This window comes from Prescottella subtropica (assembly GCF_005434945.1).
GTDB classification, from domain to species: Bacteria; Actinomycetota; Actinomycetes; order Mycobacteriales; family Mycobacteriaceae; genus Prescottella; species Prescottella subtropica.
On sequence record NZ_SKCH01000007.1, the window covers coordinates 130662 to 148307 of the forward strand.

The 17646-nt window shown below is 69.7% G+C and carries 16 protein-coding genes; 13 read left to right on the forward strand and 3 right to left on the reverse strand.

All coding sequences use genetic code 11. The features are described 5' to 3' along the window. Positions 1 to 16: 16 nt before the first annotated feature. A complete protein-coding gene (locus E0497_RS20425; RefSeq protein WP_161987404.1) occupies positions 17 to 163 on the reverse strand; it encodes a hypothetical protein in 147 nt (48 codons plus the stop codon). Positions 164 to 408: 245 nt separating this feature from the next. Between E0497_RS20425 and E0497_RS09440 the strand changes: the two genes are divergently transcribed. The 6 genes from E0497_RS09440 to E0497_RS09465 all read left to right on the forward strand — a co-directional run bounded on the left by E0497_RS09440 (position 409) and on the right by E0497_RS09465 (position 5508). Continuing rightward, a complete protein-coding gene (locus tag E0497_RS09440) occupies positions 409 to 1698 on the forward strand; it encodes a TerD family protein (RefSeq protein ID WP_137724525.1) in 1290 nt (429 codons plus the stop codon). A 41-nt stretch (positions 1699 to 1739) separates the two neighbouring features. Further along, positions 1740 to 2195: a tellurite resistance TerB family protein gene (locus E0497_RS09445; protein WP_137724526.1), complete on the forward strand. Its 456-nt coding sequence runs from the start codon at positions 1740 to 1742 to the stop codon at positions 2193 to 2195. Positions 2196 to 2320: 125 nt separating this feature from the next. Then, positions 2321 to 2896 (forward strand): TerD family protein, encoded by a 576-nt coding sequence (locus tag E0497_RS09450; RefSeq protein ID WP_137724527.1) that lies wholly within the window; start codon positions 2321 to 2323, stop codon positions 2894 to 2896. 175 nt (positions 2897 to 3071) lie between these two features. Next, positions 3072 to 3647 carry a TerD family protein gene (locus tag E0497_RS09455; RefSeq protein ID WP_137724528.1) on the forward strand — a complete coding sequence of 192 codons (576 nt, stop codon included), beginning with the start codon at positions 3072 to 3074 and terminating at the stop codon, positions 3645 to 3647. 89 nt (positions 3648 to 3736) lie between these two features. After that, positions 3737 to 4852: a DUF475 domain-containing protein gene (locus E0497_RS09460; protein WP_137724529.1), complete on the forward strand. Its 1116-nt coding sequence runs from the start codon at positions 3737 to 3739 to the stop codon at positions 4850 to 4852. Between the two features lie 26 nt (positions 4853 to 4878). Beyond that, entirely contained in the window at positions 4879 to 5508 is a 630-nt protein-coding gene (locus tag E0497_RS09465; protein ID WP_137724530.1) for a TerD family protein, read from the forward strand. A 46-nt stretch (positions 5509 to 5554) separates the two neighbouring features. On the opposite strand, the gene E0497_RS09470 is transcribed toward E0497_RS09465, so the two are convergent. After that, positions 5555 to 6874, reverse strand: coding sequence for a VWA domain-containing protein (locus E0497_RS09470; RefSeq protein ID WP_137724531.1), 1320 nt, complete (start codon positions 6872 to 6874; stop codon positions 5555 to 5557). Positions 6875 to 7020: 146 nt separating this feature from the next. On the opposite strand from E0497_RS09470, the gene E0497_RS09475 reads away from it, so the two are divergent. The 7 genes from E0497_RS09475 to E0497_RS09505 are packed head-to-tail and all read left to right on the forward strand — an operon-like array spanning position 7021 to position 15454. Further along, positions 7021 to 8211 carry a hypothetical protein gene (locus E0497_RS09475; RefSeq protein WP_137724532.1) on the forward strand — a complete coding sequence of 397 codons (1191 nt, stop codon included), beginning with the start codon at positions 7021 to 7023 and terminating at the stop codon, positions 8209 to 8211. Beyond that, positions 8208 to 9410, forward strand: coding sequence for an HpcH/HpaI aldolase/citrate lyase family protein (locus tag E0497_RS09480; RefSeq protein ID WP_137724533.1), 1203 nt, complete (start codon positions 8208 to 8210; stop codon positions 9408 to 9410). The genes E0497_RS09475 and E0497_RS09480 overlap by 4 nt, the downstream gene beginning before the upstream one ends. Then, positions 9407 to 10702 (forward strand): phosphoribosyltransferase family protein, encoded by a 1296-nt coding sequence (locus E0497_RS09485; RefSeq protein WP_137724534.1) that lies wholly within the window; start codon positions 9407 to 9409, stop codon positions 10700 to 10702. Before E0497_RS09480 ends, E0497_RS09485 begins: the two co-directional genes overlap by 4 nt. Beyond that, complete coding sequence (locus tag E0497_RS09490) at positions 10699 to 11826, forward strand: cysteine protease StiP family protein (protein WP_137724535.1); 1128 nt, start codon at positions 10699 to 10701, stop codon at positions 11824 to 11826. Before E0497_RS09485 ends, E0497_RS09490 begins: the two co-directional genes overlap by 4 nt. Before the next feature lie 41 nt (positions 11827 to 11867). Next, positions 11868 to 12686, forward strand: coding sequence for an HAD family hydrolase (locus tag E0497_RS09495; protein ID WP_137724590.1), 819 nt, complete (start codon positions 11868 to 11870; stop codon positions 12684 to 12686). After that, complete coding sequence (locus tag E0497_RS09500; protein ID WP_137724536.1) at positions 12683 to 13879, forward strand: TerD family protein; 1197 nt, start codon at positions 12683 to 12685, stop codon at positions 13877 to 13879. Before E0497_RS09495 ends, E0497_RS09500 begins: the two co-directional genes overlap by 4 nt. 27 nt (positions 13880 to 13906) lie before the next feature. Further along, positions 13907 to 15454 (forward strand): TerD family protein, encoded by a 1548-nt coding sequence (locus tag E0497_RS09505; protein ID WP_137724537.1) that lies wholly within the window; start codon positions 13907 to 13909, stop codon positions 15452 to 15454. Positions 15455 to 15475: 21 nt separating this feature from the next. Here the strand turns inward: E0497_RS09505 and E0497_RS09510 are convergent, their stop codons facing one another. Next, positions 15476 to 17329, reverse strand: coding sequence for a TerD family protein (locus E0497_RS09510; protein ID WP_137724538.1), 1854 nt, complete (start codon positions 17327 to 17329; stop codon positions 15476 to 15478). Between the last annotated feature and the right edge of the window lie 317 nt (positions 17330 to 17646).

Sequence of the window (17646 nt, forward strand, 5' to 3'; positions counted from 1 at the left end):
CGGAACCGGGTGCGGGTCAGGACCCGAAGTCGAACCCGCCGCCACCGTTACCGCCACCACCGGCGTTGCCGGTGGATCCGAATCCGCTGTCCCCGGAACCGACGTTGAACTGGCCGCCGAACATCGCGTTGAGCATGGACGAGAAGAGAGCCGAAAGGGACATGGGTGCTCCTGTGGTGACTCGAACCGGTCGACACCGGACGGTGTCAGGAGCCATTCGATCGCGCGGCGGGGCCGTCGATGTACCGATCGGCCGCGGATTAGGGGACGATTAGGGGCGGATAGGGGATTCGGGGTACTCGATCCCGAGGGCCGGATACGATAGTCCATATTGTCCGAAAATGATCGTCGGTGCGGGTGTGTCCGGCCGGGATCGGGGAAACCGATGCAATCGGTAAAGGGGGACGGGTGGAGCTGGTGAAGGGGTCGAAGACCGACCTGACCGGTGACCGGTACACCGTCGCGATCACCGCGACGGCCGCGGCGAACGCCGTCGATATCGCCGCAGTACTCCTCGGCGCTGACGGCCGGGTCCGTAGCGACGACGACTTCGTGTTCTTCAACAACCCGAAAGCCGACGGGGTCACGCTGGCCTCGGATGCGGCGATCACCGTCGACCTGGGATCCGTTCCGGCGGACGTGCACCGGGTGCTGGTCACTGCGAGCACCGAAGCGCAGGGCACGACGTTCCAGGCGGTGCCGGGGCTGTCCGTCGACCTCACCGCGCCCGGGCAGCAGTCGACGTTCGTCCCGCCGGGGCTGAGCGTCGAGACGGTGCTGCAGGTGGTCGCGTTCTACCGCCGCGGGGCCGGGTGGCGGCTCGACGCGATCGGGCAGGGCTACAGCGAGGGCCTGGCGGCATTCGCCACCGAGCACGGCATCACCGTCGACGACCCCGGTACCACCGAGAGTCCGGCTGTGGCCGCACCGGTCCCGGCTGCCGCGCCGATCAGCTTCGCCAAGGTGCAGGTGTCCCTGACGAAGGACTCGGCCGACAAGACCGCCCGCATCGACCTGCGGAAGAGTCAGGGCGACCCGAACTGGGTGCTGACCGTCGGACTCGAGTGGGACGGCCGCGGCGTCAAGTACGACCGCAACGGCAATGTGAAGCGGTACGGGGACGGCGATCTCGACGTCTACTTCTTCTGCCGGAACGAGGACACCGACGGGTTCGTCGTCGTCAGCGGCGAGAACGGGCACCGCGGCAGCCTCGACACCTGGCCGTACATGCACCACTACGGTGACAGCGCGGGGCCCGGCCGCGGCAACAGGCCGGCCACCGAGCAGGTGCGGGTTCTTCCCCAGGAGAACGGGGATCTGCTGGTGAACGTCTACCAGAGCGTGGACAACGGCGGCGGCGCGATCGACACGTTCGGCCGGCCCCGCGTCGCGATCCGGTACGGCCGCGCCGGATTCGACGGTCTCCCCGGACCCGACGCCGACGAGATCCTCGTCTACGTCGGCAACGGCCGTGATTCCTACTGGGCGACGGTCGCGCACATCGACGTCCGCGACGGTGTCCTCACCGTCGACGGGGAAACGCGCTACAGCCTGCCCGGCAGCGAACGGATGCCGGTCCTGGACAGGACCGGCGGCTGGGTGCAGGAATCTGCGGACGGTCCGGTGGGCCGCAGCAAGAAGGCTCATCGCGGAATCGGGCTCACGACGTACACCGGGCGGTGTCCCGACCCGAGATGAACCCGGTATCAATGACCTACACCACCGACACAGGAGGACGAATGGGATTCTGGGACCAGCTCAAGGCCAAGACGCAGGAGCTGAACGGGCAGCTGCAGGTGCGGACGGCGCAGTTCAAGAACAAGGAGTTCGCGAACGGTGCGATGGCGATGTGCGCACTGATCGCCGCCGCGGACGGCAGCATCGACCCGTCGGAGCGGCAGAAGACCGCGGCACTGATCATGTCGAACGAGTCGCTCAAGGTGTTCACCCCGGACGAACTGCGTCAGAAGTTCGACTGGTACTGCGACAAGCTGCAGGGCGACTTCGACTTCGGCAAGGTCGAGGCCACCGCCACGATCGGCAAGCTCAAGGCCAAGCCGGAACAGGCGCGTGCGGTGATCCAGATCGGCATCATCATCGGTGGTGCGGACGGCAACTTCGACCAGTACGAGAAGACCGCGGTCAAGGAAGCGTGCTTCGCCGTGGGCATCGATCCGGCCGAGTTCGACCTCTGATCGCCGCTTGTCCTCGAGCATTGTCGGTGGCCCCGACTATGTTCGGTGGGTGACCCCGCACACAGACCCCGATTCCCGGGAGATGCCGGGAATCGTTTCAGCACAACGAGTCCAGGAGGACGAACATGGGCGTGAGCCTGACCAAGGGTGGCAATGTCTCGCTGACCAAGGAGGCTCCCGGACTGACCGCGGTCGCCGTCGGTCTCGGCTGGGACGTGCGTACCACGACCGGGCAGGACTTCGACCTCGACGCGTCCGCGATCGGCCTGGGCGCGGACAAGAAGGTGGTCTCCGACCAGCACTTCGTGTTCTTCAACAACCTCAAGTCCCCGGACGGCTCGATCGAGCACACCGGTGACAACACCACCGGTGAGGGCGAGGGCGACGACGAGGTCATCAAGGTCGATCTCGCGGCGGTGCCGGCGAACATCGACTCGATCGTGTTCCCGGTCTCGATCTACGATGCCGACAACCGCAGCCAGTCGTTCGGCCAGGTCCGCAACGCCTACATCCGTGTCGCCAACCAGGCCGACAACTCGGAGCTGGCCCGCTACGACCTGTCGGAGGATGCGTCCACCGAGACCGCGATGGTCTTCGGTGAGCTGTACCGCAACGGTGCGGACTGGAAGTTCCGGGCCGTCGGCCAGGGCTACGCGTCGGGTCTGTCGGGCATCGCCCGCGACTACGGCGTCAACGTCTAATACGTAACACCCGGTGGCGGCGCTCCGATGAGAACGGTTGCGCCGCCACCGTTTCCGAGCGGCGTCGGCAGCGAAGTTCCGGGGGAGCTGCCGCACCGTTCACATCATCATCAGCAGGGGGTGGCGTAGTCGTGCGATCGTCCCCTCCTTCCCACTACTTTCGGATGGAGTTTCCATGAGCGTGTCACTGGCCAAGGGCGGCAACGTCTCCCTGTCGAAGCAGTCGGCGAACCTGACGTCGATCACCGTCGGTCTCGGATGGGATCAGCGCACCACCACCGGCGCCGCCTACGATCTCGACGCCTCCGTGCTGCTGACCGGACCGGAGCGCAAGGTGCTCTCCGACAGCCACTTCGTGTTCTACAACAACCTCAAGTCCCCGGACGGTGCGGTCGAGCACACCGGCGACAACCTCACCGGCGAGGGCGAGGGCGACGACGAGTCGATCAACATCGACCTCACGGCCCTGGACCCGAAGGTCACGAACATCTTCTTCCCGGTCTCGATCCACGAGGCTGTCGAGCGCGGCCAGTCGTTCGGTCAGGTCATCAACGCGTTCATCCGTGTCGTCGACCGCAACACCGGTGTCGAGCTGGCCCGCTACGACCTGTCGGAGGACGCGTCCACCGAGACCGCCATGATCTTCGGCGAGGTCTACCGCAACGGCGCCGAGTGGAAGTTCCGGGCGATCGGCCAGGGCTACGCCTCCGGACTGGCGGGCATCGCCCGCGACTACGGCGTCAACATCTGACCGCCGCCCCATCATCTGATCGGTGAGTGCGGCCGCGAACCTCGATCGCGGCCGCACCACCCCCTCACACGAGAAAGGGCCACCACCCCGTGGTTCTCCGCATTTTCGGAGTCTCGTTTGCCGTCACCGTCGTCTCCCTCGTGGTGGCGTTCCTCTACGGTGGCCCGCAAGCACTGCTCCTCGTCACCATCCTCGGCATCCTCGAGGTGTCCCTGTCGTTCGACAACGCCGTCATCAACGCCACCGTCCTGCGACGGATGAGCGAGTTCTGGCAGAAGATCTTCCTCACCGTCGGCATCCTGATCGCCGTCTTCGGTATGCGCCTGGTGTTCCCGCTGGCGATCGTGTGGATCGCTTCCGGTCTCGGCCCGATCGACGCGATCGACCTCGCCCTGAATCCGCCGGCGGACGGTGCCGCGTACTTCCCCGACGGCTCGGCCAGCTACGAAACGCTGATCACCGACGCTCACCCGCAGATCGCGGCGTTCGGCGGCATGTTCCTGCTGATGCTGTTCCTCGGCTTCGTGCTCGAGGAGAAGGAGATCACCTGGCTCTCCTGGATCGAGCGGCCCCTCGAGAAGATCGGCAAGCTCGCCCAGCTCGAGGTCGTCATCGCCACCGCCCTGCTGGTGGTGACCGCGGTGTTCATCGCCCCGGAGGACAAGACCGCCACCGTGATGATCGCCGGCGCACTCGGCATGATCACCTACATGATCGTCAACGGTCTCGGCGAGATGTTCAACGTCGACGAGGACAGCGACGAGAAGAGCAGCGGCCCCAGCGATCTCGCGAAGGCCACCGGTAAGGCCGGCTTCTTCCTGTTCCTGTACCTCGAGGTGCTCGACGCGTCGTTCTCGTTCGACGGTGTGATCGGCGCGTTCGCGATCACCGCCGACCCGATCATCATCGCCCTCGGCCTCGGCTTCATCGGCGCCATGTTCGTCCGCTCGCTGACCGTGTACCTGGTCCGTCAGGGCACCCTGTCGGAGTACGTGTACCTCGAGCACGGCGCGCACTGGGCGATCGGCGCACTCGCCCTGATCCTGATGTACTCCATCGGCACCCACGTTCCGGAGGTCGTCACCGGCCTCGTCGGTGTCGTCCTGATCGCCGCGGCCCTGATCACCAGCATCATCCGCAACAAGCGCAACCCGGAGGCCGGCGACGACGCCGACACCTCGGCCGACATACCCGCCAACGCCTGACCCCGTATCGACCCAAGGAGCCGACCATGGCGATCAACCTGAACAAGGTCACCCTCGACAAGGCCAACCCCACCGTCTCGCTCGCCAAGTCGGGGGACGGGCAGGGCACCATGCGCGTCAACCTGAACTGGACTGCCGGCGCCGCCCCTGCCGGCAAGGGCCTCTTCGCGAAGCTCAAGGCGGCCGCCGCCCCGTCCGTCGACCTCGACCTCGGTGCGATGTACGAACTGGCCGACGGCAGCCGTGGCGTCGTGCAGGCCCTCGGCAACTCGTTCGGTTCCCTGAACCAGCCGCCGTTCATCCACCTCGACGGCGACGACCGCAGCGGCAGCAACACCGCCGGGGAGAACCTGCACATCAACCTCGCCGACATCACCAAGTTCCGGCGGATCCTGATCTTCGCCTACATCTACGAGGGTGTCCCGAACTGGTCGCAGGCCGACGGTGTCGTCACCCTGTTCCCGTCGTCCGGCCCCCAGGTCGAGGTCCGTCTCGACTCGGCCGACAACCAGGCCGTCTCGTGTGCGATCGCGATGCTCGAGAGCAACGGGCGGGAACTGACCGTCACCCGCGAGGTCCGCTACATCCGCGGCTCCCAGCAGGACATCGACAACACGTACGGATTCGGCATGAACTGGACACCCGGCCGCAAGTAGCAGCCGGCCGGTGGCCCCACCCGGCGTGGGTCCACCGGTGTCCGGGTCACCGCAGGATGTTCGCGGCGCGGGCGGCCCGCAACCAGTCCGGGTACTCCGACAGCAGCAGCTCGTAGAGGCGGCTGTCCGGCACCGAGTCGACGTTGTCGACGGAGAAGAATCCGGCGTTGTCGACGGTCCGGCCGGATAGGGTGTCGAGCTTCTCCAGGACACCGAAGCCGCTGCGGCCGATCCCGATGAACTGCCAGAACGCCGGCCGGGACGACGCCTGACGCATCAGCTTCTGGATGGCGCCGCGCTTGTTGAAGCCGCCGTCGGTGAAGAACAGCACCAGCGTCGGAACCGTGGCGTCACGGTCGAGGCTCGCGATGATCTCGGACATGATCGGGATCTCGTCGTTGATGCCGCCGATCTGCTTGTCGTAGTCGATGCCGCCGTGCCGGCCGTGCAGGTGGATGTACTCGTCGATCCACTCGTCGGCCCGGTCGACGGTCACGTCGGGCAGCTTCGCGAACTTCACGCCGTACAGGTACGCCTCGAGCTGCCCGTCCGAGTCGAGCTGGGTGGCGACCGGCACCATACGTCGGACGGTCTCGGCGACTTCGCCGCCGGAGTAGCGGCGGCTCATCGACCCGGTCTTGTCGATCACCAGGATCACCCGCCCGACGTAGTCCCGCGCCCCCTTGGTCAGGAGAACCTTGGCGACTTCCTTCTTCCGCAGATCGAGTTTCTGCCGCTTCTCGAGCGACAGCCTCGCCTCCGCGGGCACCGTCCGCACCCCGGACGCATCGACCGTCGCCACACCCGACGGTGCCGCCGGTACGGGTGCCGGTGTCGGTGCGGCAGGTGCCGGGTGCTCGCCGGGGGCGTCGTCGACGGCGACACCGTGCTCGGTGACCAACGCGACCAGACCGCCCTCCCAACCGGCGGACACGTTGCGGGCCTTCCAGATTCCGTTCCGGCGGTACACCTCGAGCAGCACCGCCGACCGTTCCGTGGTGAGCCCGTCGACGGCGGCGGTGAGGGTCTCCCCGCCGGGCTGGGTGAGGGTGACCGCCAGTGTCGGGACCGCCGAGAGCGGGCCGGGCACCGTCTCGTCCACCGACACGGCGACGGCGATCATGCCGATGTCGGCGGGGATCGCGGGAAGGTCGAGGCGTACCTGCCCGGCCGCATCGAGGGTGACCGAGCCGTCGGGGGAGGCCGGATTGTTGAAGAACACCAGGTCGTCGTCGCTGCGGACGGTGCGGGTGGCGTCGAGCAGGAACACGAACAGGTCGACGCTGCCGGGAGTGGTTCCGGTGACGGCGACGGTGGCGGGGGCATCCGAGACGGCGGTGTTCGCGCCTCGGGTCAGGACGGTCACGGGAAGCAGGGTCCTTTCGGGAGGGAACCGGTCGACGACGGAAAAGGTTGCGGTACCGGCGTTTCGCAGCGCATCGTACGACGGCCGCAGGCGGCACCGGAGTGGGGAGTCGTGGCGCTGTCGGGGCACGTCGATACCATCGACGGGTGGCCAGAACCTTCATGCGCCGCTGGTTTCCTGGGGGACCGGACGATGATCCTGCGGCGATCAGCGCCTACAACGCGATGACGACCGCGTTCCTGCAGACCGACCGGCTCCTCGCCGACATCGAGGACGGTGTCGCGGCGTCCCGCGACACCGACCCGACCCGTGATGTCGTGTCCCGGTGGGCTCCGGTGCGGGAGAGTCACGCGCAGGCGACGTCGACGTACCTGCAGTTGCAGCGCCCCGAACCCGACTCCCCGTACGCGGCGGCCGCCGTCTACCAGGACTGCACCCGGGCGCTCGAGCAGGTGTCGGCGGACATGACCGCGTTCCGGGACCGGTTCGGGGAGAACCTGTCCCGCGCGCGGGCGGCCCGGCAGATCGCGGCCGGGGCGGTGCAGCAGGCACGGGTCGCCGCGAACCGGGCCGTCGCCGCCCTCGACCGGCCGGAGAGTCTGCCGTTCCTGCAGTACCCGTCGGTGATCGCCGCCGTCGACGTCCTCGCCGCGCAGATCCGCACACTCGACACGGTCGCCGACAGCGCCGATCAGCAGGAGGCCGCGGCCGCGGTCACCACGGCGGCCGCCTCCGTGCACACCGCACTGTCGGCCGCCCCCGGACGGGGGACGGAAGCGCAGAACGCGGTCCGGTCGATCGCGACCCGGATCAGTGCGGTCGCCACCCGTGCCGACCAGTTGGGGCCGGTCCGCTCGGCGTTGCTACGGGAATTCAGTGCCGCCTGCTCGAACGACCTGGTCGACAACGACCGGATCGCCGCCGCGGCGGCGGCCGCCGCCGAGCAGGAGGTGCAGGCCGCCCGCGGCGAGATCACCGCCGGCCGGCCCGAGGCCGCCCTGGCGCACTGCGCGTCGGCCCGCGACCAGTTGCGGGAGGCCGACGCCGCCGTGGACGCGGTCACCGACCGACTGCGGTCCCTGCACGACGTACGCGCGAACCCCGCCCGGACGGCGGACAAGGTGCGGTTCCGGTTGCGGGACGCACAACAGTTGGCGATGCAACGCGACCTCGTCGGTGAGTGGGGGTCGGTCCTCGACGCCCAGGTCGACCGCATCGACCGTGCGTGTGTCGCACTCGACGGGGTGCATCCCGACTATTGGACCTACACGACCGACCTCGAGGCGATCGACCGCTTCGTCAGCGGGGTCGTCGACCGCATGAGAGGACGCGGATGACCCGTCACCTTGCCGACCCCGAACCCCGGATCGGGCAGGCCCTGACACATTTCCACCAGCTCGATCCGCAGACCCGGGACCGGCTGTTCCTGCACCGGCCGACCCCGGTCACCGACACCGACACCCGGGAACGCCTGGCACTCGCGCTCGGCGCCACCCTGTACGTGCCGGGGAACCGGCCGGATCTGGCCGACACCATCGCCCGACGCTGCACCGAGGGGGTGATGTCGATGGTGATCGACCTCGAGGACGCGGTCGCCGACGACCAGGTCGACGCCGCCCTCGCCGGTGCGGTCGACGCCCTCGACACGCTCGCCGGCACTCCGGCCGCCGGGATGCTGCTGTTCGTGCGGGTCCGCACCGCCACCGAGATCCGTGCCGTCACCGCGGCACTCGGCGCCGGAGTCGAGGCACTGACCGGGTTCGTGGTCCCGAAGTTCACCGCCGCCACCGGCGGCGACACCCTGACCGCGGTGCGGGAGGCGTCGGAGACGTCGGGCAAGCACCTGTACGTGATGCCGGTCCTCGAATCCCCGGTCCTGGCGTATCGGGAGGCCCGCGACACCGAACTGCAGGCGATCGCGGCCCTGCTCGCCGAGCATCGGGACCGGGTACTCGCGGTGCGGATCGGGGCCACCGACATGTGCGGGCTGTTCGGGATCCGCCGCGACCGCGACCTGACGATCTACGACGTGCGCGTCGTCTCCGACGTGATCGCCGGCATCGTCAACTATCTGGGCCGCGCGGACGGCACCGGGTTCGTGATCACCGGCCCGGTGTGGGAATACTTCGCCGACCACGAACGCATGTTCCGGCCGCAACTACGGGAAACCCCGTTCGCGGAACAGGACGCGGTGCGGTTCCGACAGCAACTCGTCAGCCGCGACCTCGACGGACTGCTGCGGGAGATCGCCCTCGACCACGCCAACGGCATCCAGGGCAAGACCGTCATCCATCCCTCGCATGTCGCGCCGGTGCACGCGCTGGCCGCGGTCACCGCGGAGGAGTACCACGACGCGGTCGACATCCTCGGCGGCGACACCGGCGGGGTCCTCGCGTCGGGGTACGGCAACAAGATGAACGAACTCAAACCACACCGGCAGTGGGCGCAGCGGGTCGTGCTGCGCGCCTCGGTGTTCGGTGTGACCAACCCGGGAGTGACCTTCGTGGACCTGCTGACCGCCCTGGCGGCCCGATGACCACCACCGCCGCCTCTGCCGCGCCGGCGTGGGCGACCGCACGATTCGGCCTCACCCTCCACGACAGCGACAGCGACAGCGACAGTCGGTGGCGGGTCACCGATCTCGTGCAGCCCGGCCTGCGCCGCAACCCGCGGCGCGCACACCTGCTGGTGTCCACCGTCCTCGGCAAGCATGTGCCGACCGACCCGGTGCGGGTGCGCGCGGCCGCGGACGACCTCGCCGAGAAGGTGACCGCGGTCCTCGGCGCCGATGTCGCCGCCGACGCGATCGTCCTCGGATTCGCGGAAACCGCAACCGGTCTCGGGCATGCGGTCGCCGCCCGGATGGGTGCCGCCTGCTATCTGCACTCGACCCGCCGCCGCACCCCGGGTGTCCCGGTCCTGGGCGGGTTCGAGGAGGGGCATTCGCACGCCACCTCGCATCTGCTGCAGCCGACCTCCCCGGACCTGTTCACCGGTGATGCGCCGCTGGTTCTCGTCGACGACGAGATCTCCACCGGCGCCACCGCCGTCGACGCGATCCGGGCCCTGCACCGGATCACGGCCCGCGACCGGTACGTGATCGCGTCGCTGGTCGACATGAGCGAACCCCACCACCGGGCGGCGATCGATGTGGCCGCCGCCGAAATGGGAACCCGGATCGACCACGTCGCGCTCGCCGCCGGCCGCACCCACCTCCCGGACGGGCTCACCGCACAGGTCACCGCGCTGGAAGCGCCGACCCTGAACCCGGTCGCCGACCGGGTCGGGGAGGTGGCAGACGTTCGGATCGCATGGCCCGCGCACGTGCCCGACGGCGGCCGCTACGGCATCCTCGCCGCCGACGCCGGCGCGTTCACCGCCGCCACCGCGGCGGCCGCGGACACCGTCGTCCCGCACCTGGATCCGGCACGCCCGGTGATCGTGATCGGGCACGAGGAGTTGATGTACCTGCCGCTGTGCATCGCCGAACATCTCGCGCACCGAGGGTTCGCGGTCCGCTACCAGACCACCACCCGGTCCCCGGCGTACGTCCACGATCATCCCGGCTACCCGCTGCGCCGCGGCTTCGAGTTCTGTGCCCCGGAGCCGGATCCCTATGCTCGCCGCTACCTGTACAACGCCGTCCGGCCCGATCCGGGACCGGATGCGCAGCTGCTGGTGGTGATCGACAGCCCCGCCGACACCGTCGAACTGCGTTCTCCCGGTGGGCTTCTCGACGTTCTCACGGCCGCCGGCCACGACGTCGTCGTCGCTGTCGTCCCGACCACCGACCACCAGGCCCTCACCGCCGCGAGGAACCACCCATGACCACCATCCCTGTCGCGACACCGCCGTTGACCGGCCCCGGCTTCGGCTCCTACGACGCCGACGAGGTCACCTGGCTGCTCAAGGACCTCTCCGACCTCGACCTCGAGGCCGACCTCGCCGACCGCGAGAAGGCCATCCAGGCGGGGACCGCGCACTACGCCGAATCCCTGCCCGTCGAATACCAGCCCGACGCCGCCTACCGGGAACTCTTCGACACCGCCCTGGCCGACTCCGCGGCGCGTCTCGCGCACGCGGTCGGCACCGTCACCGAACTCCTCGTCGCCGAACGCGGCCCGAACCTGACCCTGGTGTCGCTGGCGCGGGCCGGTACTCCCGTCGGCATCCTGATCCGCCGCTGGGCCAGGCGATTCCATCAGGTGTCGTGGCCGCACTACGCGGTCTCGATCGTCCGCGGCCGCGGAATCGACACCGTCGCCCTCGACCACATCACCGGCCGCCACGACCCCGGCTCGGTGGTGTTCGTCGACGGCTGGACCGGCAAGGGCGCCATCACCCGCGAACTCACCGCTGCACTGGACGCCTACGCCGCCGCCGGTGGCCCGCGCCTGTCGGACGATCTCGCGGTCCTCGCCGACCCCGGCCACTGCGTCCGCACCTACGGCACCCGCGACGACTTCCTCATCGCGTCCGCCTGCCTGAACTCCACCGTCTCCGGGCTGGTGTCGCGCACCGTCCTGAGCGACCGGCACATCGGGCCCGGCGAATTCCACGGCGCCAAGTTCTACCGCGACCTCACCGGCCAGGACGTGTCGAACCGCCTGCTGGACACCGTCACCGCCGAGTTCGACGCCGCCCACCCGGCGGCCGCCGTGGCCGCCGGCGCGATCGCCGCGGGGGACCGGACACCGTCGTGGACGGGATGGGCGTCGGTGGACGCGGTCCGCGTCGAGTACGGCATCGGCTCGGTGAACTTCGTCAAACCCGGTGTCGGGGAAACCACCCGCGTCCTACTGCGACGCATCCCGTGGAAGGTCCTCGTCCGCGACGCCGACGCCCCCGAACACGCCCACATCCGCATGCTCGCCGCCGCCCGCGACGTCCCCGTCGAGGTCGTGCCCGACCTCGCGTACTCGTGCATGGGCCTGATCAAGGAACAGCCGTGACCGCACGTTCGGTGCTGGTGGCCACCGACCTCGACCGCACCATGATCTACTCCCGAACCGCCGCCGGCGAGGAGCAGTTCGCGGCCACCGCGCCGGTGTGCGTGGAGATCTACGACGACGCCCCGCTGTCGTACATGACCGCCACCGCCCACACCCTCCTCGCCGACCTGACCGCGCGCACGGTGGTCGTGCCCACCACCACCCGCACCCCCGCCCAGTACCGGCGGATCACCCTGCCGGGCGGCCCGTATCGGTACGCGGTCACCAGCAACGGCGGCGCCGTCCTCGTCGACGGCCGGCCGGATCCGGTGTGGCGGCAGCGGATCGACCGGGCCGTCGCTGCCGCCGGCCCGCCGGTCACCGCGGTCGTCGATGCACTGGGCACCCGCATCGACGACGGCTGGGTGCGCAGCCTGCGGACCGCCGACGACCTGTTCTGCTACCTCGTCGTCGACACCGCCGCCCAACCCGACGGCTTCGTCGCCGCCTGGCGGGCGTGGTGCGAGCCGCGCGGCTGGAACGTCTCCCAGCAGGGCCGCAAGATCTACACGATGCCGAACGCGGTCACCAAGAGCGCCGCCCTGCGCGACGTCCACGACCGTCTCGTCGCCGACGGCACCCTGGACCCCGGCAGCCGGGTCCTCGCCGCCGGTGACGGTGTCCTCGACATCGACCTCCTCGAACACGCCGACGCCGCGATCCGCCCCCGCCACGGCGAACTCGAGGACACCGGCTGGCAGCACCCGGACGTCGCCGTCACCGCGGCCCGCGGTATCACCGCCGGCGAGGAGATCCTCACCTGGTTCCACCACCACACCGCCCCCACCGAAGCACTTCTCCCGCAAAGGAAGTCGATGTGACCCACCAGCTGACCAAAGGCCAGAACGCGCCCCTGCACTCCGACACGATCGTCGTCTCCGTCGCCCTGTCGGCGCCGGCCGACGTGTCCGCACTGTTGCTCACCGAATCGGGGAAGGTGCGCACCGACGCGGACTTCGTCTTCTACAACCAGCCCACCGGCCCCGGTGTGCAACTGGTGACCGGCGCCGCCGGGACGAACCTGCGGATCACCACCGGCGGGATCCCCGCCGACATCGACAAGGTCCGCGCGATCATCACCCTGGACGATCCGGGTGCCGCGTTCGGGCAGTTCCCGGCTCCGACCGCGCACGTCGCCGACGCGTCCGGGAACCCGCTGTACGAGTACAGCATCGACGGACTGTCCAGCGAGTCCGTCGTCATCGCCCTCGAGATCTACCGCCGCCAGGACACCTGGAAGGTGCGCGCCGTCGGGCAGGGATACGCCGGTGGGTTCGCGGCCCTGGTCACCGACCACGGCATCACCGTCGACGACGCACCCGCGCCTGCACCTGCACCGACACCGCCCCCGGCGCCCGCACCGCAGCCCTCGTACACGCCGCCGCCCGCCCCCGCGCCCCCGGCGGCGCCCGCCGAGGTCAATCTCACCAGGGGGCGTCCCGTCAGCCTCGCCAAGGGACAGAAGGTGAGCCTGCGTAAGGACGGTGGTGTCGCACTGACGATGGTGAAGATGGGTCTCGGCTGGGATCCGGTGGAGAAGCGCGGCATGTTCGGCAGCCGCGCCGTCGACATCGACCTCGACGCCTCCGCAGTCCTGTTCGCCGACGACCAGATCGTCGACGTCTGCTACTACGGGCAGCTCCGCTCGAAGGACGGCTCCATCCACCACCAGGGCGACAACCTCACCGGCGCCGGTGACGGCGACGACGAGGTGATCAACGTCGACCTCACCCGCATCCCCCCGTACGTCACCACCGTCCTGTTCATCGTCACCTCCTACAAGGGACAGACGTTCGCGCAGGTCCAGAACGCGTTCTGCCGGCTCGTCGACGCCACCACCGACAGCGAACTCGCCCGCTACACCCTCCACGGCGGCATGCCGTTCACCGGCATGGTGATGGCCAAGGTGTTCCGCGGCCCCGACGGCTGGAAGCTCCAGGCGATCGGTGACGGCATCCAAGCCAAGCACCCCGGCGAGGCCGCACCGCAACTGGCGCCGTTCGCCCGGAACTGAGCACACCCGAACGAAGGAGGAGCGACAGTGCAGCTGACCTGCGGGCAGAACATCGTGCTGCCGACCACGACACTGCGGTTCACCGCCACCGGTGACACCGCACTCGACGTGTCCGCGTTGGTCACCGACACCGCCCTGCGGGCACTGTCGTCCGAGGATTTCGTGTTCTACAACCAGCCGCACACGCGTGGCGTCCGGATGGGGGAGGGCAGCGTCGAGATCGACCTCGACGCTGTCCGCCCCGACGCCCACGCGGTGCTGTGCATCGCCAGCGTCGACCCCCTCGCCGCCGGGTCCGTCGTCACCACCGTCACCGCGGCCCTGACCGACCCGGCGGGGACACCGGTCGCCGCAGTGGACGTCGACTGCCGGTCCGCCGAAACCGCGGTGATCTGCTGGGAGCTGTACCGGCGGTCCGGGCAGTGGAAGGTCCGGGCCGTCGGCCAGGGCTACGCCGACGGACTCGCCGGCCTGATCACCCACCACGGCGTCGACGTCGACCCCGGTGACACCGACCCCGGATCCACCTCGGAACCGATCCCGGACGCCGGAACCTACGGGCCGATCGAACCCCTCGACCCGAACCACATCGTCGAACGATTCACCATGATCATGGAAGATGCGGCCCGCTCCGCCGGCGCCCTGATCGCTGCCCGCAGCTTCGCCGAGAACCGTCTCGACCGGGAACTGACCGCCGCCGTCGCCGACCCGGCCACCCGCAACAGCGCCCACACCGCCGGCATCCGCGACCAGGCCCGCCGTCGGCACGACACCGTCGTCGCCGACGCCGACACCCGCTACCGTCGGGACGCCGCCCACCTCGACACCGAACTGCGCACCATCGGCCCGCTGTTGCCGCGGTTGTTCGCCGACTGGAACGCCCCCGCCTGGACCGCCGGCACCCCGGAATCCGGTACGGCCGACGGGATCCGGATCGGTGACCTGTCCGCCCCCGGGTGCGGGCCCCTCCGCGTCCCGGTCTGCCTGCCGTTCCCGCTGAGGCAACCGCTGCACATCCTGGGCGCCGACACCCCGGCGACCGCGTCCGTCACCGCCGCCGCCGTCCTCCGGATCCTGGCCGCCGACCCGGACGTCGTCCTCGACGTCGTCGACCTGTCCGGTGGCCTCCGCCCGCTCGCCGACGGATTCGCCCACCGTGGGGGAGTCACGATCACCCGAGCCGACGACATCGGCCCCTACCTCGACACCACCGCGGCGGCCGCCGAACTCGCGCTCCTCGACCGCGGGACCCCGCACAGCGTTCCGCCGGCGCCGCGGCTGATCGTGCTCGACCACTTCCCCTACGGTTACGACCCGAGGCAGCTACCGGCCATCGCGTTCCTCACCGAACACGGCCCGGCACTCGGTGTCTCCACCGTCCTCGTCTCCGACGACCCCGCCGCGGTCGAACAGATCCACCCCGACCTGCCGCACCGCAGCTACGCCCTGCCCGTCGCCGGCAACGACGACTGGCGCGACCCCTGGACCTCGAACCCGTGGACGTTCACCCCCGACCGGGCCCCCGCCGACATCGGCCGCGTCGTCGACGTCCTCACACACGCCACGAGGCGGTAGGCCGGTCCGAGGCGTGCGCGCTCAGTCGTCCTCGACCTCGAGGCCGTATCCGGTGGCCATCGCCGCCAGATCGTCGTCGTGGCCCTGGCCGACGGCGCGAATTCGCCAGACGCCGTGCCGCCGGTAGATCTCGGTGAGGATCATGGTCCGTTCGACGGTGCCGGCGTCCAGCACGAACGTCGCGAAGGTGTGATCCGGGCCGTCGACGCCGACCGCGACCGCACCGAGGTCACCGAAGGTGCGGCCGCCCTCGATCGCCGCGGCGATCACGATGCGGTGGCATTCGTCGGGCAGTGCCGCGAGGTCGACCCGGATGCACTGCTCGCTGCTGCCGTCGATGGAGAGTGCGACCGCGTCGTCCCCGTCGGCGGGATTGTTGTAGAACACGAAGTCCTGATCCGAATCCACCCGCCGGTCCTCCCCGAGCAGGAAGGCGACGACATCGACGTCGAACTCGTCGCCGACATTCTCGGCCCGCCACGACACGTTGACGGACCACACCGTCGGTGCCGCGGGTAGATCGACCGTCTGCCCACGCAGCAGGACCGGGGCGGACACCCGCGATTCGTGACGCATGTGCGGCGGGACGAACCCGGAGGTGACCCCGTCGTTCACGTCGGACTCCCGGATCACCGGCAGCCCGCGTGCCTCGACCCGCGGCATGCGCCGGTCGGTGTCGCCGCCCGACAACACGAGCACATCCGTGACCGCAGCGGTGAGGTTGAGCGAGGGGCGGGCACCGAGCTGGATGATGCGGGACCGCATCATCACGCATTCCAGGTGTGTCCCACCCATCAGCAGCACACGGCGTCCCCGCCACGCCGCACCCCTACCCGTGGCGGCCGGCACGGGAGCCGGGGCCGGAACGGGGGTCGGCACCGTCGCCGGAGCCACCACCTCGAGCACCGCGACACTCGGGATCGCGACGTTCGGGAGCACGGTGGGCTGCGACGCCTTCGGGACACCGGGGACGACCCGCGTCAGCAGGGCGTCCAACTGTGTCTCGGAGACGATCGGGATCCCCTCCGCGGCCGCCCGCCGCACCTTGGCGTTCGACGAGCCCGGGTCGTTGCAGACGACGACACTGGTATGGCGGCTCACCGAATTCATGACGTCGAATCCGGCGGCGGACAGGGTGGCGGCGAGCGCGAGCCGCGGGGTACGTGTCGCGCCGCTGACGACCACTTTCATGCCCTGCACGAGACCGACCGCCGGATCGAGCCGGCCCGGATTCCGGTAGTCGGACGGCACCCGCTGCACCTGATCCGGATACACTGCGGTGCGCCGGCCCGCGCAGTCGACGACGGGCAGCGGCAACTGCAGCGTCTCCGCCAGCGACACGCTGCGGGTGAAGATCTCGGTGAGGACCCGGGCGTCGTCGCCGGCGTCGTGCGCATGGAACTGCGGGACGTGCCAGTAGTCGGCGAGAGTGGCCAGCTGATGGTTGGGGACGTCGAGTTCGAGCCGCCGCGACAACGCCAGCGTGCACAGCCGATTCTCGATCGGGGTGTTCGCCCCGGCGCGCTGGAACTCCGCGTCCAGGAAGCCGTAGTCGAACGACGCATTGTGCGCGACCATCGTCCGGCCGGTCAGGAGTGCGGCGAACTCGTCGGCGATGTCACCGAACCGCGGTGCCCCCGCCAACCGGTCCGGGGTGAGACCGTGCACGTGGACGGGCCCCGGATCGCATCCCGGATTCAGCAGCGTCGAGAACTCGCGTTCGACGGACCCGTCCTCCCGCAACACCAGTGCCGCCACACTCAGGATCCGATGCGACGCCGCCCGCATGCCGGACGTCTCGGTGTCGACCACTACCCACTTACGGCCCTTCGGTAGGCCTCGGGTCCCGGCCTCGTCGACCCCCGCGCTCGTCATTCCCTACCTCCGTCGTCCCCTGACCCAGAATTGTCCGGCCATCATCGCCGATGCCACCGACAGTCGACGGAGCACCCCGGCCGTCGGCGGGAACCGATCGGCGTCCGCCCGCGTCCAAGCAGTCACACGGGCCGGACCACCGGGACCGGCAGGGGAGGGGTGCGTCGATGGGGCAGCACGGTGCGGGACGGGCGTATCGGCGGGGGATCACGCGGGCGGGCAGCGGGCCGCGCAGCCAGGGGCTGTGGGCGAGGTGCCCGACGGTTCCGGTGGACGACGGTGCGCCGCACCCGGTCCCGGGTGGGGACCGGGGCGAC